Raw genomic sequence first — 12,559 nt, forward strand, 5'->3', positions numbered from 1 at the left:
GTGAAGCGTGAGCGCATGGCCTACATCTCTCGTTCTAGTCGTTGCACGAAGTCGGGAGTGTCCTCCGGAAGCAGTGGCGCGGCTCGGTACGGTGGCCCCCGCCCCGGACTGACCCCCGGGGTCACGTCTATACATGGGGGAGAACAAGTGCTCCTGCAATCAAGGAGAATACGCGGCGCGGCAGCGCTGCTGTCGGTGGTCGCCGTGATGCTGCTCGGGGGATGCGGCAAGGAGACGGCCGGTGCGGCCGGTGGCGGGGCCTCGCCGCCGTCGTGGGTCACGATGGAGCCCTCCGGCGTCACCGGGGCCCGCCTCGGAGCCGACGGCCGCGCGCTGAGCCTCGACACGCAGGTACCGAGTGGCGGGAGCCAGTGCGTGCGGGACCTCAAGGCCCTGGTCACCGACCAGGTGAACGGCGCGGTGTGGGTGCAGATCACCTTCTCCTCGCGGTCCATGGACAAGGGTTCCCCGTGCGGCAAGGAGAAGCCGGCCACCGCGCGGGTGCGGCTGCCCCGGCCGCTCGGCAAGCTGAAGCTGATCGTCGACCGCAACCTGACCTTCACGCGCGACGGCGCGAAGCCGCCCGCCCTGCGGCTGTGCGGGCCGCTCGGCTGCCGGCCCCCGGCGACCGGATGCACGGCCGACTCCTACGACCAGGCGTTGTACGCGGTCAACGCGCCCATGCACTCGTACCGGGACTCGCAGGAGTGCGACGGGAAGTGGCTGGTGCTGGACTTCTCCTGGCGCACGGGGCCGGCCTGCGACGACGCGTCGGATCCCGCCTGTTCGTCGAGTCTGGGGGACCGCTGGTTCTTCCGGGCGGGGAAGTCCGGCTGGGTACCCATCCTCGCAAGCGTGACCGGAGGCTGCCGGGACGTGCAGCGCAGGGAGCCGAGGTTCCCGACCGCCCTGTGCAGGTCGCTGGCTCCGCTGCCCTCCTCGCTGCATCCGAGTTCCTGACCCGCACGAGGAGGGGCCACCGGGTGTGCGGTCCCGGTGGCCCCTCCTCTCCCCTCCTGGTGCTCTCCCCGGCCGTCACTGATGGGGCAGCACCACGACATACGCGGCCGGATCGCGGTCGCCGGAGGCCATCAGGGCCGTGCGGACCACGGTGGCCTGTTGCTCCAGGGACTCCCGGAGCTTCCTGGGGGTGATGTACACGACGGTGATGCCGAGCCGTTCCAGGTGCTCCCGCTTGCGCGCGTACTGCGACCACAGCGCGTCGTCGTCCTGCCGATGGCCTTGACGCGGTGCGCAGGTGTCCAGCTCGACCGCGACCGCCTGGTCCGGCCAGTACGCGTCCAGGCCGCCCAGGTGGGGGCCGCCGGGCAGGCGCAGGTCCACGTTCCACACCGGGTCGGGCAGGCGGTACTCGCGGACCATCCGGTACAGGCGGTCCTCGGCGATCGCCCGGCTCTCCGCCAGGAGGGAGTCCACCGCGTCCACCACGTGGGGGCGGTTCAGCAGCTTGGCCTGGGTCAACTCCCTCACCACCGTGGCCGGTTCGCAGTGGCCGCCGCGCACCGCCTCGGTCAGCAGGCGTCGTACCGCCTCCGCGTCCGTCAGTTCCGCCACCGCGTCCGCCAGTGCCCGGGGTACGGGGGCCACCGGCAGGCCCGTCACCGTGCGAGGCACGGGCAGGGCGGCGGTGCGCAGGACGCGGACGTAGCCCGCCGAGCGCAGCCGGCGCAGCCGCGGGACCAGGACGTCGATGTGGTCCAGGGACAGCAGCGGCGGGGTCGCCGAGAAGCCGTGCAGGGTGAGCGCGGCCAGGCCCGTGATCACCGCGTCCGCGTAGACCGGGCGGTAGGGGTCCGCTGCGGTCGGCTGCGCCGGGACGCCCCGCGCGGAGGACTCGCGGGCCGCGTACAGCAGGGCTCCGTGCAGACGCTCCTCGCTCGTCGGCGGGCCGGGGTGCAGCAGCACCACGCCCGGCAGCAGCTGCTGCCAGGGGCCGCCGGGGCGGCACTGCTCGTTCAGCTCGGCCGTGGTGACGCCGTGGGAGCGGAGCTGAGCCGCCGTCAGCACGCGGCGGTGGACCTCGGCGAGGTGGCGGAGGGGGCGGGGGGAGAGCGGGGTGTTGTGCGTCATGGCCACGGGATTCCCGCGCCTGGTCCCACCTTTAACCGCTGTTACACGGTCGTCGATCAATGCGGACAAGATGGAACTAAAGGACGGGTGTTCGGGTGCCGAGTAGGCGCGGAAAACCCCTGGTCCGATCGGGTGCGGACCAGGGGTCACGGTTCCTTTTGCCTGAATTTCGTAACGGTCACCGACCGGGGAAGCTCAGGCCAAAGATCGAGTCACGGCTCAGCGGCCGGCCGCCGCCGCGTCGCACGCCTGCGCGCGCAGCGCCCGCGCCAGCTCGTCCCGCGACTCCAGCACCAGGCGACGCAGCGCCGGTGCCGACTCCCGGTGGGCCTCCAGCCACGCGTCCGCCGCGTCCAGCGTCTCCTGCCGGTCCTGGAGCAGCGGGAACAGACCCCGTACGACGCTCATGCCGATCTGGATCGACCGCTCCCGCCACACCCGCTCGATCGCCGCGAAGTACAGCGCCGCGTACGGCGCCGTCAGCTCCCGCTGCGAGGGCTGGTCGAAGCCCGCGATCGTCGCCTCCGTCAGCGCGTTCGACAGCGCCTCGGACTCCACCACCTGCGCCCACGCCTGCGCCTTGACCGCCGCCGACGGACGGGCGGCCAGACAGCGCACCTGGTGCCGCTTGCCGGAGGCCGTGTCGTCCCGGGCCAGTTCGGCCGCCAGCACCGACTCGTCGGCCACCCCGTGCGCCGCCAGCGGCTCCAGGAACGCCCAGCGCAGCTCCTGGTCCACGTCCAGGCCGTCCAGCACCTCGGTGCCGTCCAACAGGCCCTTCAGCAGCGCCAGATCCGTCTCGCCGGAGGCCAGGTTCGCGAAGAACCGCGCCCACGCCAGCTGCTGCTCACTGCCCGGTTCGGCCTCCCGCAGCTCCCGCAGCGCGCCCTCGGCGAGCAGCACCTCGCCCGTCTCCCGCCACTCGGGCGCCGCGTAGTGCACCAGCGCCGACTGCGCCCAGGAGTGCAGGATCTGCAGCACGCCGATGTCCGACTCGCGGCCCGCGTGCCGCAGCACCAGCTGCGCGAAGTCCCGCGCGGGCAGCAGCCCGTCCCGGGTCAGGTTCCACAGCGCCGTCCAGCACAGGGCGCGCGCCAGCGGGTCGGTGAGCGCGCTCAGGTGCTCGCGCAGGGTCTCCACCGACGTCTCGTCGAAGCGGATCTTGCAGTACGTGAGGTCGTCGTCGTTGACCAGCACCAGCTCCGGCGCCTCGGCGCCCGCCAGGTCCGCCACGACCGTACGCGGCCCTTCCACGTCCGTCTCCACGCGCGCGTACCGCTCCAGCGCGCCCTCGGGCGTACGCCGGTACAGGCCCACCGCGATCCGGTGCGGGCGCAGCTCGGGGTGCGCCTCCGGCGCCTCCTGGAGCACCGCCAGCTCGGCGACCCGGCCCTCGGGGTCCAGCAGCACCTGCGGCGTCAGCGAGTTCAGCCCGGCGGTCTGCAGCCAGGACTGCGCCCAGGCCGACATGTCCCGGCCGCTGGTCTCCGCCAGCACCGACAGCAGGTCGTCGAGGCGCGTGTTGCCGTACGCGTGCCGCTTGAAGTAGCGGCGGGCGGCCTCCAGGAACGCGTCCTGCCCGACGTACGCCACCAGCTGCTTCAGGACGCTCGCGCCCTTGGCGTAGGTGATGCCGTCGAAGTTCAGCTTCGCGTCCTCCAGATCGCGGATGTCCGCCGTGATCGGGTGCGTCGAGGGCAGCTGGTCCGCGCGGTACGCCCAGGCCTTGCGCCGGTTGGCGAAGGTGATCCAGGCGTCCGTGAAGCGGGTCGCGCCGACATTCGCGAACGTGCCCATGAAGTCCGCGAAGGACTCCTTGAGCCACAGGTCGTCCCACCACTCCATGGTGACCAGGTCGCCGAACCACATGTGCGCCATCTCGTGCAGGATGACGTTGGCCCGGCCCTCGTACGACGCCTGCGTCACCTTGCCGCGGAAGATGTACTCCTCGCGGAAGGTCACCATCCCCGGGTTCTCCATCGCGCCCAGGTTGTACTCGGGCACGAACGCCTGGTCGTACTTCCCGAACGGGTACGGGTAGTCGAAGTGGTCGTGGAAGAAGTCCAGGCCCTGCTTGGTGACCAGGAAGACGTCGTCGGCGTCGAAGTAGGGGGCGAGACCCTTGCGGCACATCGCGCCGAGCGGGATCTCCAGCTTGCTCCCGTCCTCGAAGGTGCGGGTGTAGGAGTCGGTGACGTAGTGGTACGGGCCCGCCACCACGCACGTGATGTACGTCGAGATCGGCTTCGTCTCGGCGAACCGCCAGACGCCGTCCACGAGTTCACCGGCGCCGTTGCTCCAAGCGGTCCAGCCCTCGGGCGTGCGCACCTCGAAGCGGAACGGGGCCTTGAGGTCGGGCTGCTCGAAGTTCGCGAACACCCGGCGGGAGTCGGCCGGCTCGTACTGGGTGTACAGGTACACCTCGCCGTCCTCGGGGTCGACGAAGCGGTGCATGCCCTCGCCGGTGCGGGAGTAGGCGCACTCGGCGTAGACCACCAGCTCGTTCTCGGCGGCCAGGTCCTCCAGCAGGATCCGCGAGCCGTCGAACACCTCGCTCGGGTCCAGATCGCGCCCGTTGAGCGACACGGACGTCACGCTCGGCGCGATCAGGTCCGCGAAGCTGGAGGCGCCCGGCTCGTTGCACCGGAAGCGGATCACGGACACCGAGCGGAAGGTGCGCGGCTCGCCCTCGCTCTCGCCGTCCGCGCCGCCGACCGCGGACCGCAGATCCAGGGACACCTCGTACCCGTCGACGGACAGCAGGGCCGCCCGCTCCCGGGCCTCGTCGCGGGTCAGATTCTCACCGGGCACGGACGGCACTCCCTTGTGATCGCGTGAATACGGCTGAACTACGGCTGAACAGGACCGATCCTGCCATGTGCTCCTGACGCCGGGCAGTAGGGAATGCCCTCGGCCTCGACGTCGTTGACGTTTCAAACGAACGTTTCGCTGAGGAGAACCATGTCCGAGTCCGTGACCTCGCCCGGCAAGACCCCCGTCGACTTCTGGTTCGATCCCCTGTGCCCCTGGGCCTGGATGACCTCCCGCTGGGTGCTGGAGGTGGAGAAGGTCCGCGACATCGAGGTCCGCTGGCACATCATGAGCCTCGCCGTGCTCAACGAGGACAAGGTGGACGAGCTGCCCGAGGAGTACCGGGAGATGCTCGCGACCAAGGCCTGGCAGCCGGTCCGCGTGGTCACCGCGGCCTGGCAGAAGCACGGCGACGACATCCTCGGCCCGCTCTACACCGCGCTCGGCACCCGCATCCACAACAACGGCGAGGGCCCGACGCTCGAGGCCATCGCCGGTGCGCTCGCCGATGCCGGCCTGCCCGCCGACCTGATCGACTACGCCGAGCAGAAGGACTTCGAGTTCGAAGCCGAGCTGCGCGCCTCCCACAAGGAGGGCATCGAAAAGGTCGGCCAGGACGTCGGCACCCCGGTCATCGCGCTCCCGGGCGCCGACGGCGAGCAGATCGCCTTCTTCGGCCCGGTCGTCACCCCCGCCCCCAAGGGCGAGGAGGCGGCCCGCCTGTGGGACGGCGTCGTCGCGGTCGCTTCGGTGCCGGGCTTCTACGAGTTGAAGCGGACCCGCACCAAGGGCCCGGACTTCAGCAACCTGTAGGCCGGCCTGCCGGTCAGCCTCGGGGCCGACGGAAGACCCCCCGCGAGTCACGTCCTCGCGGGGGGTCTTCCGGAACCGGGGGACGGGTCAGCTCCTGGCGCGCACCCGCTGCCGGACGTAGCCCACGACGGCCAGGAGCAGCGTCATCCCGCCGGTCGAGTACAGCTGGACCCGGGTGCCGGGCTCGCGTGCCATCAGGACGAAGATCGCCGCCATGCCGGCCAGTGCGACCCAGGTCAGCCACGGGAACGCCCACATGCGGATGACCAGCTTCTCGGGGGCCTCACGCTCCACCCGGCGGCGCAGCAGCAGCTGGGAGACGGCGATGAAGATCCAGACGACCAGGATGACCGCGCCGATCATGTTCAGCAGCCAGGGGAAGACGTCGTTCGGCCGCCAGTAGCTGAGCACCACGCACACGAACCCGAAGACGCAGGAGGTCAGTACGGCGATCCGCGGCACCCCGCCGGAGACCTTCGCCAGCGCCTTCGGGCCCTGGCCGCGCTGGACCAGCGAGTAGGCGATGCGCGAGGAGCCGTAGATGTTGGCGTTCATCGCGGACAGCAGCGCCACCAGCACGACCACCTTCATCAGCTGGCCGGCGCCGGGGATGCCGAGGTGGTCGAGCGCGGCGACGTACGGGCCCTTCTCCACGACCTCCTTGGAGTTCCACGGGACGAGGGTGACCACGACCGCCATCGAGCCGATGTAGAACAGGGCGATCCGCCACATGGCCGTGCGGACGGCGCTCGCCACGCCCCGCACCGGGTCGGTCGACTCGGCGGCGGCGATGGTGACCGTCTCCATGCCGCCGTAGGCGAAGACCGAGGCGAGCAGGCCGACGAGCAGGCCGTCGCTGCCGTGCGGCATGAAGTCCGTCAGGTTCGAGGTGCCCGGCGAGTTTGTGCCCGGCAGCACGCCGGCGATGGCCAGCACGCCGAGGACCAGGAACAGGCTGATCGCGCCGACCTTCAGCGCGGCGAACCAGAACTCGAACTCGCCGAAGTTCTTCACGGCGGCCAGGTTCGCGCCGCAGAAGGCCACCATGAACAGCGCCACCCAGGCCCACTCGGGCGTGCCCGGCAGCCAGCCGGTGACGATGTGCGCGGCGCCGATGCCCTCCAGGCCGACGGCCGTGCACAGCAGCACCCAGAAGGACCAGCCGGCCGCGAAGCCCGCCCAGGGGCCGATGGCCCGCTCGGCGTGCGCGGAGAAGGAGCCGGAGGAGGGGTAGGCGGCCGACATCTCGCCGAGCATCCGCATCACCAGCATCACCAGGAGGCCGGAGAGGGCGTAGGCGATCACGATGGACGGGCCGGCGGCGGCGATGCCCGCGCCGGACCCGACGAACAGGCCCGCACCGATCACCCCGCCGAGGGCGATCATCGACAGGTGGCGCTGCTTGAGGCCGTGGGAGAGGGAGGCGTCGTCGTGTTGCTGTGGCGGCGTCTCGACTGTGGTGCTGGGCATGGGCGCGGCTCGTCCAGTGCAATAGATGGGCAAAATCGCCCACAGTCTGGACAGCGTGTCCGCTCACGAGCAGGGGGCGCTCACTATCCGGACAACGGCTTTACGGAGTGTGTGCGTCCGCTCACCTGGCAGACGGAGTGGCGGCCACCGACTCTTTGGCGAAACCCTACAGACGCCCCGTCAGCCCTCCTTTTGCCTCGGGTCACTTCACCTCAGTGACCGTTGTCACGCCGTACCCGGTGTAACCCGCATCCTTTGTCCGGAGTCCACCAACTGCCCGTTCCCGCCTTTGTCGAGCACTGACGGTGATCACCGCGTGGCTGCCGGGATAGCGTCGCGGTGTCCCACATGCCCTCACCAGCTGCGGAGTCCCCATGAGCACCGCCACCGCCCTCACGCGCCCCGGCGCCGTCCTCGCCGACCTCCTCCCGGCGTCCCGCGTCCGCGACGCCGCCCTCGTGCTCGGCGGCGCGGCGCTCACCGGCCTCGCGGCCCAGCTGTCGGTGCCGGTGCCCGGCTCTCCGGTGCCGGTGACCGGCCAGACCTTCGCCGCGCTGCTCGTCGGCACCGCGCTCGGCGCCCGCCGCGGCTTCCTCTCCCTCGCCGTGTACGCGCTCGCGGGCGTCGCCGGCCTGCCGTGGTTCGCGGGCGGCACCTCCGGCACCGGCGCGGTCTCCTTCGGCTACATCCTCGGCATGCTGCTCGCCTCCGCCGCCGTGGGCGCCCTGGCCCGCCGCGGTGCCGACCGCTCCCCGCTGCGCATGGCGGGCGCGATGATCCTCGGCGAGGCCGTCATCTACGCCGTCGGCGTGCCCTACCTGGCGCTGGCCGCCCACCTGTCCGCGTCCCAGGCGATCTCGCTCGGCCTCACCCCGTTCCTCCTCGGCGACGCCCTGAAGGCCGCCCTGGCGATGGGCGCGCTGCCCACCGCCTGGAAGCTCGTCAGCAAGCGCTGATGCCGTGCGTCATGCGCTGACGCCGTAGTTTCCGCAAAAGAGGTTCGCCGGGTCGTACTGCTCCTTGAGCCCGGCGAGCCTCTTTCGCGTCTCCGGGTCGTACAGGCCCGCGCTCCGGTCCCCGGCGCCGAAGGCGAAGTTGAGGCAGCGCCCGAGGGTGTCGTCGGCGAGCAGCGCGAACGCCGGGTCGAGCAGGGTCCGTGCCTGCTCCCGCTCCCCGACGCCCAGCACCCGCAGCAGGAACCGCCCTTCGCGGAACGGCACCGCGTTCGGCGCGGGCCGGCCGAGCGCCCCGCCCAGGTGGTTGACCTGGACGACGCACATCTGCCCCGCCTCCGGCCCGGTCAGCTTCAGCAGCTCGGCGGCCCGCTCCAGGTCCAGCTCCCGCAGCACCGCACTGTCCCCGTAGTAGGCGTGCGCGAACTCCGGGTCGCTGTGGATGGTGGGGCTCTCGGCGTACGGCATCTCGCGCAGCGAGTCCGTGAGCACCGGCCCGAGCTCCCGCAGCGGGGCGACGAGTTCCTCGCCGTCCGTGCCCGTGTAGGCGACCCGGATCGACACGACGTAGCGTCCGCGCAGGTGCGGCGGCAGCCCGGGCCCGTCCGGGTACGACACGGCGGCGAAGGACGAGGTCAGCCCGTCCGGCACGGTCCGCGTCCAGGCCTCGTAGGCGCGCAGCACGGCGGCGGGGTCCACCACGCGCCCGTCGAAGGCCAGCGAGCCGCCGTACAGCGTCCGCACCGGCACGAGGGCGATCTCCAGCTCGGTCACGATGCCGAAGTTCTGCCCGGCGCCGAGCAGCGCCCAGTACAGGTCGGGGTCCGACTCCCGCGTGACGCGGCGCAGTTCGCCGTCGGCGGTGACGACCTCCAGCCACCGGACATGGTCGGCCGCGTACCCGAACTCCCGGCCCAGGATGCCTAGTCCGCCCCCCAGCGTGTACGACACCGCGCCCACGCTCGGCGCCGAGCCGTTGAGCGGCGCCAGCCCGTACGGCTCGGCCGCCGCGGCCACCTGGCCCCAGCGCACCCCGGCCTGCACCCGGACGGTACGGGCCTCGGGGTCGACGGTGATGCCGTCCAGCCGACGGGTGGTGACCAGCATCCCGCCCTCGGCGGCGCCGGGCAGCCCGTGCCCGGTGGCCTGGACGCGGACGGGCAGGTCCGCGGCGGCGGCGTACCGCACGGCGGCGGCCACCTCCGCGGCGGAGCGGGCGGCCACGATCACGTCGGGCCGCTGGGTGAAACCGAGCTGGAATCCGGCGAGTTCGTCCTCGTAGGCGAAGTCGCCGGGGCGGATGAGAAGCAGGTCTGCGTCGCTGTCGTCCATGACCTTCATGACGCACAGAGTGGCCGCATGACCTGACAGTTTCCGTCAGGTCATGCGGCCACTTCGGTGAGAGGGAGGTCAGCCGGTGGTGACCTTCTCGGCCGTCTCGACGGCGGGAGCGTCGCCGATCGCGCGGCGCGAGTCGAGCTTCTGCTTCACCACGGCGATCAGCAGCACGACCGCCGCCACGCCCACCGACAGCAGCACGGTCGTACGGCCGCTGCTCTCGCCCTCGGTGTCGGTCAGCATGTAGCCGAGGACGCCGATGATGAAGAAGGCCGTCGCCCAGGTCAGGTAGGGGTAGAGCCACATCTTCACGACGAGCTTCTCCGGCGCCTCGCGCTGGAGGATCTTCCGCATCCGCAGCTGCGAGAAGCAGATGGCCAGCCACACGAACAGGGCCACCGCGCCGCTGGAGTTGACCAGGAAGAGGAAGACGGTGTCCGGGTAGGCGTAGTTGAAGAAGACCGCCACGAAGCCGAAGACGACCGACGCCATGATCGCCGCCGTCGGCACACCACGGGACGTGGTCCTGGCGAACGCCTTCGGGGCGTCACCGCGGTGGCCGAGCGAGAAGGCCATCCGGGAGGCCGTGTACAGGCCGGAGTTGAGGCAGGACAGCACCGAGGTCAGCACGATGAAGTTCATGATCTCGCCGGCGTGCGGGATGCCGAGCGAGTTCAGGGCGGCGACGTACGAGCCGTCCTTCGCGATCGACGGGTCGTTCCACGGCACCAGCGAGACCACGACCAGGATCGAGCCCAGGTAGAAGACGCCGATACGCCAGATGATGCTGTTGGTGGACTTGGTCACCGCCTGCTGCGGGTTCTCCGACTCGCCGGCCGCCAGGGTCGCGATCTCGCTGCCCATGAAGGAGAAGACGACCAGCAGCACACCGGTGAGGATCGAGCCGGGGCCGTGCGGCAGGAAGCCGCCGTGGTTCGCGAGGTTGCCGAAGCTCGCCTGGTCGGCGTGCACGCCCGGCAGGACACCGAAGATGGCCAGCAGACCCACGACGATGAACGCGCCGATCGCCACGACCTTGATGCCGGCGAACCAGAACTCGAACTCGCCGTAGGAGCCGACGGAGACCAGGTTGGTCGCGGTCAGGACGGCCATCACGATGAGCGCCCAGCCCCACTGCGGGACGGCCGGTATCCAGCCCTCCAGGATCTTCGCGCCGGCGGTCGCCTCGACGGCGAGCACGACGACCCAGAAGAACCAGTACAGCCAGCCGATGGAGAACCCGGCCCAGCGGCCGAGGGCACGGTCGGCGTGCGCGGAGAAGGAGCCGGAGGTGGGGTTCGCGGCGGACATCTCGCCGAGCATCCGCATCACGAGGACGACCAGGGTGCCGACGAGGGCGTACGACAGCAGGATGCCGGGTCCTGCCTTGGCGATACCGGAGCTGGAGCCGACGAAGAGTCCGGCACCGATCACACCGCCGATGGCGATCATCGAGAGATGGCGGTTCTTGAGGCCTGCTTGAAGTCCGGAACCAGGGGTCATGTACGGAATTCCTTTGCGCCGGTGGAGCGGTTCCCGTACGTGCGGGGGTGCCCTTGTGGGGCGGGGGTACGGGGCCTCGCACGAGCGGTGTACGAGACGGTCCAGTGAATCTGAGGGGAATGGATTCGGGAACCTCTGAATCCGGATTGTTACTTGAGGTTTCCTTGAGGTTCTATGGTCGGGCTCACATTTCTCCAATGGAGAACCCGAGACCGTCGTCCGGGAACCGGCGTGTCACACTCGTCCCATGCGCGTGTATCTCGGCTCCGACCATGCGGGCTACGAACTCAAGAACCACCTCGTCGAGTGGCTCAAGGCGGCGGGGCACGAGCCCGTCGACTGCGGGCCCCACATCTACGACGCCCAGGACGACTACCCGCCCTTCTGCCTCCGCGCCGCGGAGAGGACGGCCGCGGACTCCGAGGCTCTCGGCATCGTGATCGGCGGCTCCGGCAACGGGGAGCAGATCGCCGCGAACAAGGTGAAGGGGGTCCGCGCGGCTCTCGCCTGGAGCGAGCAGACGGCGGCGCTGGGGCGTGAGCACAACAACGCCAACGTGGTGGCCGTGGGGGCGCGGATGCACACCACCGAGGAGGCGACGAAGTTCGTCGAGATCTTCCTCAACACCCCGTTCTCCGGTGACGAGCGTCACATCCGCCGCATCGACATGCTGACGGCGTACGAGACGACGGGCGACCTCCCCCCGATCCCGGCCCACCACCCGCAGCAGGACTGACGTCCCCCCTGGGGGGCTGGAAGGAACAGGACCCGTGCCAGAGGGGCACACGATCCACCGGCTGGCTCACGACTACGCCGCCCGCTTCTCTGGCACGACTCCCCGGGTCACCAGCCCCCAGGGGAAGTTCTCCGACGCCGCGGCCCTGCTGGACCGAGCGGAGCTGACCCGTACGGAAGCGCACGGCAAGCACCTCTTCCTCGGCTTCCGCGGCAGCGACTGGGTGCACATCCACCTCGGGCTCTTCGGCAAGGTCGACTTCGGTGACGCCCCGGCGCCCCCGCCGACCGACACCGTCCGGCTGCGGCTCGCCACCGACACCGCGTACGTCGACCTGCGCGGCCCCACCACCTGCGCGCTGATCACCGGCACCGAGAAGCGCGCGATACACGACCGCCTCGGCCCCGACCCGCTGCGCGCGGACGCCGACCCGGACGCCGCGTACCGGAGGGTCTCCCGCAGCCGTACCACCATCGCCGCGCTCCTCATGGACCAGAAGGTCATCGCGGGCGTCGGCAACGTCTACCGCGCCGAGGTCCTCTTCCGGCACGGCATCGACCCGTACCGCGCCGGCAAGGACCTGACCCCGGCCGAGTGGGACGCCGTGTGGGCCGACCTCGTGGCGCTGATGCGCGAGGGCGTACGGAACAACCGCATCGACACCGTGCGGCCCGAGCACACCCCGGAGGCCATGGGGCGTCCGCCCCGTGTGGACGACCACGGCGGCGAGGTGTACGTCTACCGTCGGGCCACCCAGCCCTGCCACATCTGCGGCGGCGAGATCCGCACCGCCGATCTCGCCGCCCGCAATCTCTTCTGGTGCCCCGGCTGTCAGAAACCGTGA

The 12,559-nt window shown here is 70.8% G+C and carries 10 protein-coding genes; 5 read left to right on the forward strand and 5 right to left on the reverse strand.

The features are described from left to right. Window positions 1-147: 147 nt before the first annotated feature. Window positions 148-960: a hypothetical protein gene (locus ACWD3E_RS01830; protein ID WP_451385571.1), complete on the forward strand. Its 813-nt coding sequence runs from the start codon at window positions 148-150 to the stop codon at window positions 958-960. Between the two features lie 75 nt (window positions 961-1,035). On the opposite strand, the gene ACWD3E_RS01835 is transcribed toward ACWD3E_RS01830, so the two are convergent. Then, the gene (locus ACWD3E_RS01835; protein WP_451385572.1) at window positions 1,036-2,091 is read right to left on the reverse strand and encodes a hypothetical protein; all 1,056 of its coding nucleotides are present in this window, start codon (window positions 2,089-2,091) and stop codon (window positions 1,036-1,038) included. Window positions 2,092-2,310: 219 nt separating this feature from the next. Next, window positions 2,311-4,902, reverse strand: a complete 2,592-nt coding sequence (gene pepN / locus ACWD3E_RS01840) for an aminopeptidase N (RefSeq protein ID WP_451385573.1) — start codon at window positions 4,900-4,902, stop codon at window positions 2,311-2,313. 150 nt (window positions 4,903-5,052) lie between these two features. Between pepN and ACWD3E_RS01845 the strand changes: the two genes are divergently transcribed. Beyond that, entirely contained in the window at window positions 5,053-5,715 is a 663-nt protein-coding gene (locus ACWD3E_RS01845; protein ID WP_451385574.1) for a mycothiol-dependent nitroreductase Rv2466c family protein, read from the forward strand. A gap of 87 nt (window positions 5,716-5,802) precedes the next feature. Here the strand turns inward: ACWD3E_RS01845 and ACWD3E_RS01850 are convergent, their stop codons facing one another. Continuing rightward, on the reverse strand, window positions 5,803-7,185 hold the full coding sequence (locus ACWD3E_RS01850; RefSeq protein WP_451385575.1) for an amino acid permease: 1,383 nt from the start codon (window positions 7,183-7,185) through the stop codon (window positions 5,803-5,805). Window positions 7,186-7,559: 374 nt separating this feature from the next. Between ACWD3E_RS01850 and ACWD3E_RS01855 the strand changes: the two genes are divergently transcribed. Beyond that, window positions 7,560-8,141: a biotin transporter BioY gene (locus ACWD3E_RS01855; protein WP_451385576.1), complete on the forward strand. Its 582-nt coding sequence runs from the start codon at window positions 7,560-7,562 to the stop codon at window positions 8,139-8,141. Between the two features lie 9 nt (window positions 8,142-8,150). On the opposite strand, the gene ACWD3E_RS01860 is transcribed toward ACWD3E_RS01855, so the two are convergent. Both ACWD3E_RS01860 and ACWD3E_RS01865 read right to left on the reverse strand, forming a co-directional pair. After that, entirely contained in the window at window positions 8,151-9,470 is a 1,320-nt protein-coding gene (locus ACWD3E_RS01860; protein WP_451386475.1) for an FAD-binding oxidoreductase, read from the reverse strand. Window positions 9,471-9,548: 78 nt separating this feature from the next. After that, entirely contained in the window at window positions 9,549-10,979 is a 1,431-nt protein-coding gene (locus tag ACWD3E_RS01865) for an amino acid permease (RefSeq protein ID WP_451385577.1), read from the reverse strand. Between the two features lie 247 nt (window positions 10,980-11,226). On the opposite strand from ACWD3E_RS01865, the gene ACWD3E_RS01870 reads away from it, so the two are divergent. Together ACWD3E_RS01870 and ACWD3E_RS01875 are read left to right on the forward strand one after the other, a co-directional pair. Further along, window positions 11,227-11,715: a ribose-5-phosphate isomerase gene (locus ACWD3E_RS01870; protein ID WP_451385578.1), complete on the forward strand. Its 489-nt coding sequence runs from the start codon at window positions 11,227-11,229 to the stop codon at window positions 11,713-11,715. A 34-nt stretch (window positions 11,716-11,749) separates the two neighbouring features. Then, a complete protein-coding gene (locus tag ACWD3E_RS01875) occupies window positions 11,750-12,559 on the forward strand; it encodes an Fpg/Nei family DNA glycosylase (protein WP_451385579.1) in 810 nt (269 codons plus the stop codon).

It is taken from the genome of Streptomyces sp. NPDC002676, assembly GCF_053592455.1.

Bases quoted from the DNA above. Each gene is read 5' to 3' on its own strand.
- ACWD3E_RS01865 (WP_451385577.1), bottom strand. From the start codon at position 10,979: ATGACCCCTGGTTCCGGACTTCAAGCAGGCCTCAAGAACCGCCATCTC.
- ACWD3E_RS01845 (WP_451385574.1), top strand. From the start codon at position 5,053: ATGTCCGAGTCCGTGACCTCGCCCGGCAAGACCCCCGTCGACTTCTGG.
- ACWD3E_RS01860 (WP_451386475.1), bottom strand. From the start codon at position 9,470: ATGGACGACAGCGACGCAGACCTGCTTCTCATCCGCCCCGGCGACTTC.
- ACWD3E_RS01870 (WP_451385578.1), top strand. From the start codon at position 11,227: ATGCGCGTGTATCTCGGCTCCGACCATGCGGGCTACGAACTCAAGAAC.
- ACWD3E_RS01835 (WP_451385572.1), bottom strand. From the start codon at position 2,091: ATGACGCACAACACCCCGCTCTCCCCCCGCCCCCTCCGCCACCTCGCC.
- ACWD3E_RS01855 (WP_451385576.1), top strand. From the start codon at position 7,560: ATGAGCACCGCCACCGCCCTCACGCGCCCCGGCGCCGTCCTCGCCGAC.
- ACWD3E_RS01850 (WP_451385575.1), bottom strand. From the start codon at position 7,185: ATGCCCAGCACCACAGTCGAGACGCCGCCACAGCAACACGACGACGCC.